This is a genomic window from Lactobacillus crispatus, assembly GCF_018987235.1.
Lineage (GTDB): Bacteria > Bacillota > Bacilli > Lactobacillales > Lactobacillaceae > Lactobacillus > Lactobacillus crispatus.
This window is the reverse complement of sequence record NZ_CP072197.1, coordinates 939682-953563: the sequence shown is the minus strand read 5'-3', so window position 1 is coordinate 953563 and position 13882 is coordinate 939682. Positions and strand designations below refer to the sequence as shown.

Sequence of the window (13882 nt, the reverse complement as noted above, 5' to 3'; positions counted from 1 at the left end):
AACATATTATATATTTTTTTACTACCGTTATTTGAATCAAATTTTACTTAATCCAATTTATAAATTCAATGATAATTTAATTTTTCCTTGCTCTAATTCAATTTTTCACGATACACTAAAAGCAAATATTTGTATACTCACGAAAGGATTTCATATGGGATTAGAAATACTCAATCATACTGATCAAAAATTAATTTCCAATGCCGATTTTTGGCAATTAGTTGATTTTCAAAGAGAATCAAATAAATTCTCTGAGTTTAAAGGTATTTCCTTTGTTTCCAACATTAAATTTATTGAGAAAAATCTTCTACCACGTTTTGACCAGATCACACTAATTCTTGGACTAACTGATAATGGATCAAATTCAATTGGCAAAAGAATTGACCAAATTTTAAATAAGCGTCGTGATTTGATTGAATATAGTTACGAGCACCAAGATAGTACCTTCACTAAACGCATTTTAGATGGTAGTTTACAACTTTTCTTCACCAAACAGAATTTGATTCACACTAAGCTTTATTTAATGAGAAATCAAAGCAAGTACTCCGTCTTTTCGGGTTCAATGAATCTTACCGATGCGGCTGTTAATAAAAATATGGAGCAATTAGTTTGGGACTACGGCAATACTTCTGATCCATTGTTCAATTGCTACCAACAAATGTTTCAGGATAACCTTGATCAAGCTGCAACATACATTGATGCTAAAAAATTATCTGGTTATTTAAAAGACAAAGATAAAGAAGAGCTACGCATTCATGTGATGCAGGATTCTTCTCTAGAAATTAAAAATAGTCCTAATTCAACTGGTAAAGACATCATCATTCTTCCAGCTGAAGAGATCAAAAAGTATCGTGACCATTACAGCAAAGATGATGAATTAAAGAAATTATCTGAAAATGAAAAGCTTGTTGCTTCACAAACAGTTACTTTATTTGGTGAAGGTGGCAATAAAAGACGTAAGCTAGATACAATCGGGCAAGATTTATATAGCTTAACTCAGCACATTATTCGTCAAGACAAAAAGGCAAAAGCAGATACAACACAAATTGAAAAAGAAGAAGATCTCTTCCCTGTTCCTGTTCAGTTTTACAATAATGGTCAATTATTCCAAGCCTCTAAAATTGGTGATAACATCCCTTCTGAAGTTATTACTTCTGATTTAACTGAAGAGCAATTAAAAAATGCACTTCAGCTTTTCTGTGATATCACTCATGAATATAATACTTACAAAGAAGTTGGTGAAGGCTGGCAAGCTTGTGACTTTATGTTGTTTCTGTATGAATCACCATGGCTTTGGAAAATCCGCAATTTATATGAATTATCTGGAAGCAACGTATCTAGAGAGGACGTGCCTATTGCTACAGCACTAATCGGACAAGGTCGAACTGGTAAGTCCACCCTAGGGAAAAGACTAGCCGCTAAATTAATTGGTGCTCATAATTTCTTAGATAGTGGAATGATGGATCCAAAGAATTATGCCTTTGGCAAGAGTAATATCAATATGACAATTACCAACACGCTAAGTGACTATGTATATACAAATGGTCCTGTAAGTCCATTAATGATTGATGATGTCAGTCCTGAACTTACAACGCGTACTTACTTTGAAAGATTCATCAAGGAAGTTACTAACAACCGTAATTTAACTCATCCCTCACCAGCATTCATTTTCACGATGAATAGACAAGAAAGCTCTATTAAATCACAATTTTCACTAAAGCCTGAAATTATGCGTCGTTTATGGTACTTAAGCTTTGAATCTACTTTTTCAGGTGAAAGTGATCAACGTAATGCAGCATTAACTAGCTTATTTAGCCGTGCAAATGATGATCTTTTTAAATATTGTCAAGTTGAATTAGCAAAATTCTTTACTAACGTTAGTGTTGAAGACGCGCAGAAGATTGAAAGAGACTTCTTATATCCAATCAAGCATGTTTTAAAAACTGCACTTGATAAATTTGATATGTATAACCAAGTCAGCAAGTATTTTGAAGAAAATTACGATTATTCCCTATTCGTTGGTCGAAATGACTGGGGAATGTTAATCAATCAAGCAAAAATTGGTAGCGATATCTTATTTATTAAACAAGATGACCGGCTAAAAGCTCAAATCAATAAAGAGCTTTTCAATAAAATCTCCGATCAAACGGCGAAGTGGCTCTACTATGCTTGATCGCTACTTTAAATATTTGCCTAGAAAATATCACATTGCATCACAACAAACTAGTACTGGCTTTATCCTTGACGTGGAAAACTTTGATAAATGGCTTGATGATGATACGTTAATGAATAAGTATCAAAATAGTAGTTCATTTAGAGATAAGCAACAACGAGACAATCAAGCACAATTAACTCAAACAGTTGATATGCTGGCTAAGGCAATGTTAGAAGATCGTGAACAACGACGAAAAGAAGAGGCTAAAAAGAACCATAGTTGGTTTGGTAATCTCTTCCATAGAAATTAGATTGTATCATTCAAAATAAGGCTTCTAACCTATCATGACTTGAAGTCTTATTTGCTATATGGATAATAATGTTGAGATTTAGATTGATATTCTTTTACTGAAATTATTTTATTTTGATCATTAAAATCTATAATTGATACGCCGTCAAATTCACTAATTTTTTTCTGGTAATTACATTTAAAATGCCATTCAACAATACATGTATTTTCATTAATTAATATCTTTTCTATTGGCCAAGCAATTACTTTTCCCTGCTTGTTCCATTTTTCAAACCAAGATATTATCTCCTTTTTATTTCTATAAATAGGTCCATAGCACTCACTATATGTAGCATTTTTATCAAAGATAGATTTAATAACTTCAATATTTGGTTTAAGCCATGCCTGGAAATAGTCTCTAATTATCTGTTTTTTACTCACCTAAAGTGATGTCCATTCTTTCCTGTGAAAATGATTAAACAAATTTTTATTTTCCTTCAATAATTGCTGAACTCCCTGCTTATCATGTACTGCAATATCCTTATCCTCCAATAAAGTTAGAATAGAATCTAATTTCTGATAATCAATACTTCCAAGTGATAAGGTAACTTTTGTTCCTTTATTTAGATCTAAGATTAAATCTAGATAGTCGGGATTAAAATCAACGGGACTGAGACGCAAATTTTTACGATAAACAACAGAAGCATTTTTTATCTCTGACAAATTAATGATTTGCTTATCTTTTTTACGCAAACCAAGTAACTGTAGCAATTTTAGTGCATCATTGCTATCATAAGTGATAGATGTGATATTCTTACTATCAATTTGCCAATATGAACTGAAACAAGTCGGTAAAGTGACAAATACGCCTAAAATTAGTACAATAAGAAATAGCCACCAAGGTTGATAACCAAATCCTGTTAAAAACAGTGAAAGAAAAATCACCACAATTATACCGATTAAAACATGACTCAATTTAACAGGAGTTCCAACAATAATTCTGTCTTTCATTGTGCTCACCTTCTTATTTATTTTCCTACGCAATATTATAAAGCTTTTTCAAAATAAACCTTTGAGGTAAAATTTGTGAAAATAGGTATTATTCAAGCTACATCGCAAAAAAGTAAAAATTTCATATTAGAGAAGTATATCAAAGAATCTGTAGGATCCAATGATCAAGTATTCAATTTTGGTATTTATCAAGATAGTTCGGCTAGTCTATCTTACGTGCAAGTTTCCCTAGCTGTTGCATTATTAATTAATAGCAAGGCGACTGACTTCATTGTGACAGGATGTACTTCTGGACAAGGAATGATGCTTGCATGAAATACTTTTCCTAATATTCAATGTGGTTATATCCCCACTCCACAAGATGCTTTTCTTTTTGGTCATATCAATAACGGCAGTGTTGTCTCCTTTCCACTAGGACTTAATTGGGGTTGGAGTGGTGAAATCAATTTTGAGCAGACTATAAAAAATCTTTTTGAACAGCCTTGGGGACAAGGTTATCCTCCTTCACAAGCAAAAAGAAAGATAAGAAATGCTCAAGAAGTTAAAAATCTCAACGTAATTAGTAAGAAATCAATGATTGACATTATACCTAAAATTGATCCTGATCTTATTTTCCCTGTGCTCAATTATGAACCGATTTATAACTTCATAATTAAAAACGGAACCGATCAAAAATTAATTTCAATTATCAAAAGGATAAAAAATGACTACAAAAATTGAAAAAATATCTCCTAAAATCTACAAAGTAACTGATAACGATAAGCATCTAGGCACTATTTCTACTTATCACAATCTTTTTCATAACAAATATATTTATCTAAAATTCAATCTAAGTGATTACTCTGTAAATATTCCATTTTCAAAAATAGTTCAAGCAGAGCACCAAGCATTGCAAGTCATGATTGATTCAAATGAAAATCCAATCGTAGATTTTTTATTAAGAAATGGTTTTATCTGCAAACGACACTGTTATACGCTTACCGTTAACAAAAAAGATTTAAAAATTGAGATCAATAACAAATTATCTCTTCATTTTTTCAATACAGAAAGTCCCGATTACAGAACATGTTGCCAATTACTTTATAAATATTACAAACAAGTTCATCAATCTGTGTCACCATTAACTGCTAATATTGACACGTTTATCCAAGAAGTTCCAACAAAAACTGGATATTATAGTACTAATGAACTCGGAGAAATAGATAATCTTGTATTCACTGAAAACAACGAGATTGCATACATCTGTTCTTGGGATAGGTTTAGTTCTAATAATTTTATTGAAACTATTCTAGTTAAAATGTTTCAAAATTATCCTTCAATATTTTTTGAAGCAGACGATACTGACTGGATGGCTTATCAATTATTAAGCTATTTTAAAATAAATAAGAATAACAGTTTCAATACCTATATCTTTCCAAACTAAAGTAAAGACACTGCAACCCTAAAAATGCAGTGTCTTTCTTCAACTATTCTTTTACTAAATGAATCTCTCGATCAAACAACTGATGCATTCCTTCATTAAAGTTATGGGCAATAAAAACAATCGTCGTTTTGCTTTTCAATAAATTCTTCAAAATCAACATTGTAGCTTTCTGATCAATTGCACTAGTTCCCTCATCAATCAAGATAATATCACTATTGTGAACTTTTGCTCTAGCCAATACAATTTTTTGTCTTTGACCTCCGGAAATATTTAGCTTATCAAGATTAATCTTTTCATCTAGTCCTTCAGTAAACTTAGCGATATCATCAGCAAAGTTCACTTCATTTATTACTTGTTTAACTTTTCCATTCAGTTTTTCATTAAACATCGTAATATTTTCTTCAATCGATGCTGGAAAAACTACTGGATCTTGCGGTAAATAACCTATCTTACTCAAATCAGGATTAATTTTCTTACCAGCCTTATCCTCATAAACAACTTTACCTGCACTAGGCTTAAGTTCACCTAAAATTAGTTTAAACAAAGTAGACTTACCTGCACCAGAATCGCCAGTTAATAAAATCTTTTCGCCTTGCTTAATCTCCAGATCAGGATAAGTCAATTTTTCTCCATTAGGGAACTTTAAAACTAGATCTTTTGTTTTAATTACATTAGGCATAACTACATCTTTTTCAGCTTGCATCGGAATATCACTAGCAGATTTATCAACTTCGGCAAGTAATTCTTTACTACCTTTCATTGCTCCTAACCCGTTAGTAAGTGTATCAATTCCTCCATTTAAGTAATACCGAAAATTACCGACTACCAATAAGGCACCAATTGGAATTTGATGATTTTTAACCAACCAACCAGCAAGCACAAACAATGCTAAACCAAAAGCCGCGGAAACAATTCCATTTACAGCATTAAGCAGTTTAATATAAGCCGTTTGCTTAACATTAGCATCTTCTAATTTTTTTGATGTTTTTTCTATTACGGAAAATAGTTTAGCTCCAGATAAAAATTGTTGAAGTTGATCCAGACCAGATAACCAATCATTTAATGTATCTAAATATTTTTGATTGCTGTCAGAAATTAATTCTGTTGCTTTTTGTAACGGCTTTTCTGTTAACTTTGGCAGCAAAAAAGAAATAGCTACCATCAAACAAATAGCCAGCAATAATTGCCAACTCAATAAAATAAGATAAATTAAAACAAAAACGATCGTTGACACACCATAAATCAATAAGAAGACATTAATAAAGTAGTTATTGTTAAGCATTTGTAAATCATTAGTCAAACGATTTTGCATCTGTGCAACAGTATGCTTTTTCCCGTCATAATAATATCGCTTAACAATTTTATCTCTAACTTGATCATTTAAGTCTTGTACCTGAGCCTGCTGCTGATAATCAACTAAAGCACTCACACCATAGTCAACTAACATAATCAGAAAAGCAAGAACATTGATTAAAATAAACTTAGTCCAATTACGACTTAAAAGGATATTCGTCTCTTCTTGTACAACGTAAGTATTGGTAATTGATAAAGCAGGAATAATAATCCAACCAATTGCAGTTAACCAGAAACGAACTGGATTGGTTTTAATAAAAGCTTTCAAATTCATCTTACTTTATCCCCTTTCTTACTTTTTAATTTAATTTCTTGATCAAATTTTGCTTTTAATTCTGGCGTAAAGTTGTGAGCAATCATCAAAATAGTTTGATCTGTTTTGAGCAATTCATCAATGATTTTTTCGGTAGCTTTTTGATCGATCGCACTAGTTACTTCATCCATTAAAACAAACGATTGCTCGTGTATTTCCGTTCGCGCTAAAACAACTTTTTGCCGTTGTCCACCAGACAAATTTTCACTTTTTAGATCAATTGTTGTATTAACACCATCTGGCATTTTGGCTAAGTCGGATTGGAGTTGAACTGCTTGAACAACATCTTGAAGCTTATCCTGCAAATTTTCGTTAAACATTGTAATGTTCTCTTTGATCGTTGCGGGAAAAACTACTGGATTTTGCGGCATATTGCCAATTCTAGCTTTTCCTTCAGGAATGATAGTTTCATTTTCATCTAGATAGGTCACCGTACCAGATTCAGGTTTTAGCTTACCTAACAAAACATTAAACAAGGTTGATTTTCCTGTTCCTGAATCGCCAGTAAGCAAAACTTTCTGCCCTTTTTTTATTGTAAAATCAGGATAAAAAATTGTTTCCCCCTGATCGTATTTTACAGACAAGCCTGAAACTTTAAGACCGTAGGCTGATACTTTATCTTTATTTTCATCAGGAACTTGCTTTCTTAAATCGGTAATCTGTTCGCGTAAAGCCTTAGTTGACTTAACTTGCGTTAACGACTGAGTAATATTCCAAATTGCTGAAAAAATCGTAAATGCAAAACCACTAGCAACTGCAAAATCACCGAATGAAATCATATTAAGCAAAAACATGATTCCAGCAATAAAGCTCATACCAATTTGTGCAATTGAATTGCTAAAAGCATTAATCAAATAACTTACACTTCTTAATTTTGCACTACCCTTACTTGCGTCCACATAATCACTACTTGATCGATGAATTTGCTTAACCAAACGACTGTATGCACTATAACGACGTAGTTCCTGCAATCCACCAAGCCAATGAGCAATTGTATTTAACAGCTTTTCATTCTTTTTATTTACTTTATCTGTGGCAGCTGATGTTTTCTTCTCCATAATTTTAGGAGCAAAAAGTGTAATCACAGCTAAAATGGCAGTAACCAAAATTAGAATCCAGTTCATGCTTGCTAGTAAAACAATAGCAATCACAATCTCTAAAACCCCACTTAAAATAGTAATCCAAGGTGTAGCATAATCATCTGATAAGATTTTTAAATTGGCTGTTAATCGGTTCTGCATACTAGAGACTTTTTCATCACTTTTTTCATCATAGTAATGATGCATGATTTCTTGCCGAATTTTATGCAGATAGTTTTGCGTCTGCCTAGTGAAAACAACGGTAGTAATTGGTAAAAGCAACGAAGTGAATAATGCTAAAACAAACTGCATTATTTGCCAATAAACATATGTATTAAAATTACCAGCAGTAATTGAATTCAGAGCATATTTAAATAAATATTCACTAAAACTCCCAAATAATGCGTATAAAACATACAATAAGATAATAATGCAGGCTCGAAACACATTGCTTTTAAATAGCTCTTTTAAACTCATACTTCTCCTCCATTAATCATTAATAAAAACATTTATCATCCTTTAATATTACTACACAAAAATAATTTTTTACACATATTTTTTTAATTTTTAAGCTAAATCATATTTCATAAACATAAAATAAGACTAGTAATCAATTCAAATTGACTACTAGTCTCTTTCTTTACCAAAAACTACATTTTTCGCAAAACGTCGATCAATACACGACGTAAGTCTTCGTTCTTCTTACCCATTTCTTCGATCAATCTAGCTTTATCATCTAAAGCCTGATTATATTTATCTTGCAAAGCATTATATCTTTGCTCCAGTTGATTGTAATTTCTGATTACTGTATTGTAGCGTTCACGCAAACCGCTAGCTTCATCAAATTCATAATTATTCCGACTATCATAATTATTTCGATTATTATAGCGGCGGTTAGACTGATTATTACGTGAGCGGTTATTATTTTCTCTTCTGATCTCAAAAGGATGCTTATTTTGTCGCTTACGTTGATTTTGCGTTTGATTATTATTTCGATTATTGCTATTCTTCTGATTATTCTTACGCTCAAAGTCCTTAGATTGACCTTCACGACTTTCATTCTGATCCTTAGAATGTTGCTCAGGCTTTTCTTTAGTTTCTGTTTCCTTATTTTCAGCCGCTTTTTCAGCATTCTTGCGATACTTTTGATCAATCTTGATATTTTGATAAAAAGGACTAAGTTCAGCTATAACTTTTTCACCATCTTCAACCGAAAAACTTCCCCGCTTGTTAACTGGCTTAATAAAGTTGGTCTTTACAATTGAAGCAATCTTATCTTCTAATTTCTTTTGAATAGATTTATCAATCTTATCATTCTTTATAACTTTAGCTAAAATCTTACGCTTAGTAATTGTCTTAACCCGCTTAGATTTAGAAGCTGGCTTCTTATCAGTAGCATCCTCTTTAGCTGGGGCTTCCTTAGCACGACGTTCAATTGCATCTGCGTAATCTTGTACATTACCAATAATTAATTTAGCAACAGCCGGCTTAAAATATTTTCTTCTTCGCACAGTAATACTTGGTTGTTTACGTGTACGCACAAAGTTATAAATTTTAATCTTTAGTTTTTGTTGTAATTCTTTACTTGCATTAGGCAACAATTGATCAATCATTTGATTCATTGTTACCATTTCATTTAAATCAATATTTTGTTGTTCTAATAATGTTTGCTCTACTATTCCTGGCATTTCCAATCCTATATTCTTTTAGTTTTTTCACAACAAAAAGGGCCATTACGGCCTTTTTTGCAATAATATATCAATTTTCTCATTAATAAACTTAATGCACTTTCCATTTTACAACATTAACGCTATTTACGAAAAGGGCTACAAGCATATTCTCTATTTTTTAACCAAAACAAGCAACATCCCATCGATACTGCTTTATTTTATGCGCAGTTGCACTAGACTTTGACTCTATTTCTATTTTACGTGCTAACCAGCCTTTTTTCTAGTTTTATTTTCTTAACTAATCCATTAGGTTTTACATATAAATTCTTAATATTATTTCGCTATTATAAGATCAATTAAGATGAAAGGAATGAGAACCTTGATTAAACTACTCTTAATTGGTGGATCATTTTTAACGCTTGGTTTAATGGCCATCAGCTCAGTATTAATTAATAAACCAGCAGTAGCAAAGGTAAAACATCGCCACTAAAAACCAGAATAATATATATTAATAAATCTTTTTCCCCTCTAACTAGAAAGACCAGGTTATGTACTCCACATAGCCTGGTCTTCTTTTCGTCTTATTCTTTATGGTTGGTAGAAAATTGCACCTTGGTCAACAATTACATCTGGTTGCAACTTACGTAAACTCTTACTTTCAACACAATATTTTGTATTTTTCAAATACTCTTTGAAGTTCTTAGTTTCCAAGTGCTGCTTGTAAGCTTCATTATTACGATAAACTTCAATAGCTAACCATTCATTTGGTTGATCGGCAACAGTTCCTGCAATCATTGCCAAAATATCTTTTTCTTCTTCGACTGCCGTTTTCATTTCTTTCATTACAGCATGAGCAAACTCATCGCCCTTACCTAAAGAAACACCAATTTCAGTCAGATAAATAACATAATCATTTGATCCGGTAACTGCTAGTTTTTCTGCCTTTGTAGAAATAAATTCCGGAAACAATTCTACCTTTACTCGACTAGTTAAAATATCTTTAGCAACGTCAGTAAAATCCTTAAATTGCTTTGAATTAGCATGAGTATCATAACTTGCTTCGTCTTGATAGCATTCTACTACAAAATTAGTAGTTTCTTCGTCATGACTTGTCTGCATAAACAATGTGCCTGGTTCGTTTTCTTGAGAAGTAAGCATATTATGTTGCCCCGCCTTAACGAACTTTGCATGATCCTCTTTATTAGTTTCTAGTTTATATAAACGCAAAATTGGTGTTTGTTTTAATTTCATAACTTCTCCTCCAAGAATTAATTTTGTCACTATTATACTAAATTTTACCGCGTCTATTAGTAAAAAACATCCCTTAGTTAAGGGATGTCACAAAACTATAACGTGTAATTAACTTTCTTAAACTTGTAGTCCTTCATTTTTTTAGCTAATTTCTTGCTTCTGAAGTAGTTACCACCATCATATCTACTAGAATAAACCAGCACGTTATGCTTTTTACCATTAATGGTTTGTGGTACCACTCGATAAAGACTCCAATTTTCAAAAGTAATCCACGGATCAATCTCATAGAATGTATCATTCTTCATTTTGGTAGTTTTACCAGACATCCAGTTTTGCGTTACCTTATCAAAGTTCTTCTGGTTAGCAATTCTACCATTGAAGTAATCACTAATTGTCGAAGCCTCCTGGGTAAATATTGGTTTGCCATTAACAGTATGTTCAGTAAAGGTGATCTTTGTGCCATTATGTGCATTACGATCATAAGAGTACCAAGTACCCTGCATCTTTTTTGGAATAGTAACCTGTACACCATTACCATAAGTTGAAGCATCAACAGTCTCAACTTGACTAGCCAAACCAGTTAATCCTAAAACAAGTACCATTGATGTTAAAGGTAACAAATTTCTTTTTAGCATAAAAATCATCTCCAGAATGTAAAATATATGAATCCGCTTTCATAATATATTTTACAGTATCTTATAGTACTTAGACAAGATATTTTTAACTTTACAGATTAATATTCTTGCTGCAATAGCTTTATAAACTCACTACTTAACGCTGAATTTGACTTATAAAAAGCCATTATCTTTTGCTTTATTAACTGACCATGATCAAGCAAGAAAAGTGGCTGCAAATCTGCAGTATTAATTAACCTAGCCGTATTCTCATTTAAAATAAAATAGCCAGACCCAGAGGCGACCAACAGTGCTGCTTCTTCAACCGAGTTAGAAGCGATGAATTGACTGCCAATTTGATACAAATCTTTAAATAAATGTAGCTCACTAACCTCTTCTTCAGGTTTAGCCACAATAAAACAAGTCATATCATTGAGCTCGTCTTTTTCAATCATTTGAATGCCATTAGGATACATTCCCTTGGGCAAAATTGCCATTACACCAGCTTGAGTCAATTCTGTTTCATCAAAGTTAAGATTCTCGTCACGCAAATCATTGATTGCTATGTCTGCTTCATCTTCATTCAGTTTTGCAAAAGCACCATCATGACTAGTCGCAAGTAGTTTTACATCTACATTAGGATGTTTTAACACAAAATGCTGCACTGCCTGATCTAATTCCTTACGACCTAATTGGTCAAAATATGCAATCTTTAATTCCGTCATTTTATTTTTCATCCAGCGGTGCGTGTCCTTCTTCTGCTACTCTTCTTTTATCCTTAGTATCTTCATGCTTATTAAGTGCCATCAAGGCAAAAAAGATCAAATTCAAACCACTAACTACAATGCCAAATAATTTTATTAAATTGAGTTTCTTTTCTTTACTCATTTTTTAACCTCACAACTAAAAATAATCATAAAATGATACATCGCCTTTAACAAAATCTAATTTTTTGATGCGGTAATCTGTAATTAATCCTAGTTTAACAGCAGCATTCATGGTTAGTCTACCTAATAGCACCTGGGTCCACGCGGTAATTGATCCCGAAAAATCAACCAATGCATCTTCCTTACGTTCTACCGCTACCTTACGTCCATGATTACTTAATTGCCAAACTCCAATATTCCAAGGACACTGTTCATCGCTATTGACTTCCAGATTAAAATCACCTTCTTGCATTGGCCGCATACAAGCCAAAACTTTTTCAAAATCAATAATTCGACTCATCATATAAGGACGCAAATCAACTTGGAGTTCGTTTTGTTCAGGAAAAAGTTCAGCTCGTAACGATTTCTCTGGTACGCTCATTTTAAATTGCTTAACACTGCCCGCGTGCGAACCCATAAAACCAAACATACTCAGTAATCCCTGCGGCGTAATTGCGTACATTTCATCAGCTAAAAAAGTATTGTCTCTAATGCGATAAATCAAGTAACTAATTGGCCGCTCATCCGCGTCAAAATAAACGGCTACATTGCGGTGATGATAATAAGAATCAAGTCTATTCCACCACCATGCCTCACGTATAACCGTGTTACGTTCATCATCATTATGCAGTTGACGTTCATAAAGTTGAATCACACCATTTTGAACAGCTAAATTGTCCCACTTGCCACGCACTATATGACCAGAACGTGGTAATTTAAAACTACGCAATGCGCTTCCATCAAAGCGATATTCTTTTTGATAAATACTATTGCTAAACCCGTACTGGCGATAAAAGCTCTCCGAAAATGGTGCCAGGTTAGCAAACGGAATATCTTGCCTATGTAAGTCATGCAAAATTTCTTTCATTAATTGGGAAATATGACCTTGGCTACGATACTCAGGATATGAAGCTACATAACCTATTCCAGCCATCGGTAAATGATGCCCAAAAACATCACTTTTAAATCGATTAACCATAATATAGCTAGCTAATTTTTCCTTATCAAAATAGCCATAACCTGTACTATGATCATAACGACTCATAAAATTTTCATCTTTAGTCAAATCATTATTTTTCAAAAATGCATATTGAATTAATGCCGTAATTTGCTTTAAATTATTCTTATTTTTCTTTAATTTCATGCTTATTCCTATACGTACATCTATAAATTTATTCATTACTATTTTAGTTCATTTTTTTAATTTTTAACTAGATTTTTCATAAAAATAAACCGGAATCATAAAATCCCGGTTTATTTTACGCAACGTATTCTTGATAAAGCTGAGAGATAAATGCCTGCATCTGTTCCACTGAATGTCTCCGGCTGCGAGCACATTCTTTAGCAGGGCGATCACATAAAAAGCACTTACGTGGTTGCCTGCCCAAATCTCTGCGTGAAATTGCAGCTTGTTTATTTTTTACCAACACGTCTGCATCAAAGAGACGTCCCAATGATGTCTGATCTTCAAAATCAATTGTTGAGCGCTTTACTTTTTCAATTGACAAAGATAATACATAGAAGTTTTCACAGCCACTATCATCATTAAGCTGTGTCACCAATTTAAAATGATAACCTAGGTTAGTCCAAGCATTTTCCAGCTCATTGATACCAAACATAAACATTTTAGTTAAATAGCGATTATTCTTGATTGGTCCTGGGATATTCATCTTAATGTCGACTAGAGTTTGATTAGGATACTTATTAAAAATCTTATGTTGTACAGCTACTCGCCTATCTTTAGCTGCTAAAACTTGGGCAATATCCTGCTTTTTTCCTTCATTAAAAATATTCATTTT

At 32.6% G+C, this 13882-nt stretch carries 13 protein-coding genes and 1 pseudogene; 3 read left to right on the top strand and 11 right to left on the bottom strand.

From position 1 onward, the window contains the following. Nucleotides 1-154: 154 nt before the first annotated feature. Nucleotides 155-2465: pseudogene (locus tag J6L97_RS04675) on the top strand (phospholipase D family protein). Nucleotides 2466-2512: 47 nt separating this feature from the next. Here J6L97_RS04675 and J6L97_RS04670 read toward each other — a convergent pair. Both J6L97_RS04670 and J6L97_RS04665 read right to left on the bottom strand, forming a co-directional pair. Further along, nucleotides 2513-2884: a nuclear transport factor 2 family protein gene (locus tag J6L97_RS04670; protein WP_057726912.1), complete on the bottom strand. Its 372-nt coding sequence runs from the start codon at nt 2882-2884 to the stop codon at nt 2513-2515. After that, nucleotides 2885-3454 (bottom strand): hypothetical protein, encoded by a 570-nt coding sequence (locus tag J6L97_RS04665; protein WP_057726911.1) that lies wholly within the window; start codon nt 3452-3454, stop codon nt 2885-2887. A gap of 75 nt (nt 3455-3529) precedes the next feature. On the opposite strand from J6L97_RS04665, the gene J6L97_RS04660 reads away from it, so the two are divergent. Together J6L97_RS04660 and J6L97_RS04655 are read left to right on the top strand one after the other, a co-directional pair. Further along, entirely contained in the window at nt 3530-3769 is a 240-nt protein-coding gene (locus J6L97_RS04660; protein WP_005719224.1) for an RpiB/LacA/LacB family sugar-phosphate isomerase, read from the top strand. 388 nt (nt 3770-4157) lie between these two features. Beyond that, nucleotides 4158-4877, top strand: coding sequence for a hypothetical protein (locus J6L97_RS04655; RefSeq protein WP_057726910.1), 720 nt, complete (start codon nt 4158-4160; stop codon nt 4875-4877). Nucleotides 4878-4920: 43 nt separating this feature from the next. On the opposite strand, the gene J6L97_RS04650 is transcribed toward J6L97_RS04655, so the two are convergent. The 9 genes from J6L97_RS04650 to citX all read right to left on the bottom strand — a co-directional run bounded on the left by J6L97_RS04650 (nt 4921) and on the right by citX (nt 13879). Continuing rightward, nucleotides 4921-6504 carry an ATP-binding cassette domain-containing protein gene (locus J6L97_RS04650; RefSeq protein ID WP_057726909.1) on the bottom strand — a complete coding sequence of 528 codons (1584 nt, stop codon included), beginning with the start codon at nt 6502-6504 and terminating at the stop codon, nt 4921-4923. Continuing rightward, complete coding sequence (locus J6L97_RS04645; RefSeq protein WP_013086463.1) at nt 6501-8099, bottom strand: ATP-binding cassette domain-containing protein; 1599 nt, start codon at nt 8097-8099, stop codon at nt 6501-6503. The genes J6L97_RS04650 and J6L97_RS04645 overlap by 4 nt, the downstream gene beginning before the upstream one ends. Before the next feature lie 173 nt (nt 8100-8272). Continuing rightward, nucleotides 8273-9310 (bottom strand): hypothetical protein, encoded by a 1038-nt coding sequence (locus tag J6L97_RS04640; RefSeq protein WP_054832954.1) that lies wholly within the window; start codon nt 9308-9310, stop codon nt 8273-8275. A gap of 570 nt (nt 9311-9880) precedes the next feature. Then, entirely contained in the window at nt 9881-10543 is a 663-nt protein-coding gene (locus J6L97_RS04635; RefSeq protein ID WP_054832952.1) for a putative quinol monooxygenase, read from the bottom strand. 95 nt (nt 10544-10638) lie between these two features. After that, nucleotides 10639-11187: a hypothetical protein gene (locus tag J6L97_RS04630; protein WP_013086466.1), complete on the bottom strand. Its 549-nt coding sequence runs from the start codon at nt 11185-11187 to the stop codon at nt 10639-10641. A gap of 89 nt (nt 11188-11276) precedes the next feature. Then, nucleotides 11277-11894, bottom strand: coding sequence for a LysR family transcriptional regulator substrate-binding protein (locus J6L97_RS04625; RefSeq protein WP_013086467.1), 618 nt, complete (start codon nt 11892-11894; stop codon nt 11277-11279). Further along, entirely contained in the window at nt 11884-12045 is a 162-nt protein-coding gene (locus tag J6L97_RS04620) for a hypothetical protein (RefSeq protein WP_005719234.1), read from the bottom strand. The genes J6L97_RS04625 and J6L97_RS04620 overlap by 11 nt, the downstream gene beginning before the upstream one ends. A gap of 15 nt (nt 12046-12060) precedes the next feature. After that, entirely contained in the window at nt 12061-13227 is a 1167-nt protein-coding gene (locus J6L97_RS04615) for a GNAT family N-acetyltransferase (protein WP_057726908.1), read from the bottom strand. A 115-nt stretch (nt 13228-13342) separates the two neighbouring features. Then, on the bottom strand, nt 13343-13879 hold the full coding sequence (gene citX, locus J6L97_RS04610) for a citrate lyase holo-[acyl-carrier protein] synthase (RefSeq protein WP_013086469.1): 537 nt from the start codon (nt 13877-13879) through the stop codon (nt 13343-13345). Between the last annotated feature and the right edge of the window lie 3 nt (nt 13880-13882).

Excerpts from the sequence above, each read along its gene's own strand:
- citX (WP_013086469.1), bottom strand. The coding sequence starts at position 13,879 with ATGAATATTTTTAATGAAGGAAAAAAGCAGGATATTGCCCAAGTTTTA.
- J6L97_RS04655 (WP_057726910.1), top strand. The coding sequence starts at position 4,158 with ATGACTACAAAAATTGAAAAAATATCTCCTAAAATCTACAAAGTAACT.
- J6L97_RS04635 (WP_054832952.1), bottom strand. The coding sequence starts at position 10,543 with ATGAAATTAAAACAAACACCAATTTTGCGTTTATATAAACTAGAAACT.
- J6L97_RS04625 (WP_013086467.1), bottom strand. The coding sequence starts at position 11,894 with ATGAAAAATAAAATGACGGAATTAAAGATTGCATATTTTGACCAATTA.
- J6L97_RS04665 (WP_057726911.1), bottom strand. The coding sequence starts at position 3,454 with ATGAAAGACAGAATTATTGTTGGAACTCCTGTTAAATTGAGTCATGTT.
- J6L97_RS04640 (WP_054832954.1), bottom strand. The coding sequence starts at position 9,310 with ATGCCAGGAATAGTAGAGCAAACATTATTAGAACAACAAAATATTGAT.
- J6L97_RS04615 (WP_057726908.1), bottom strand. The coding sequence starts at position 13,227 with ATGAAATTAAAGAAAAATAAGAATAATTTAAAGCAAATTACGGCATTA.
- J6L97_RS04620 (WP_005719234.1), bottom strand. The coding sequence starts at position 12,045 with ATGAGTAAAGAAAAGAAACTCAATTTAATAAAATTATTTGGCATTGTA.
- J6L97_RS04630 (WP_013086466.1), bottom strand. The coding sequence starts at position 11,187 with ATGATTTTTATGCTAAAAAGAAATTTGTTACCTTTAACATCAATGGTA.
- J6L97_RS04650 (WP_057726909.1), bottom strand. The coding sequence starts at position 6,504 with ATGAATTTGAAAGCTTTTATTAAAACCAATCCAGTTCGTTTCTGGTTA.
- J6L97_RS04645 (WP_013086463.1), bottom strand. The coding sequence starts at position 8,099 with ATGAGTTTAAAAGAGCTATTTAAAAGCAATGTGTTTCGAGCCTGCATT.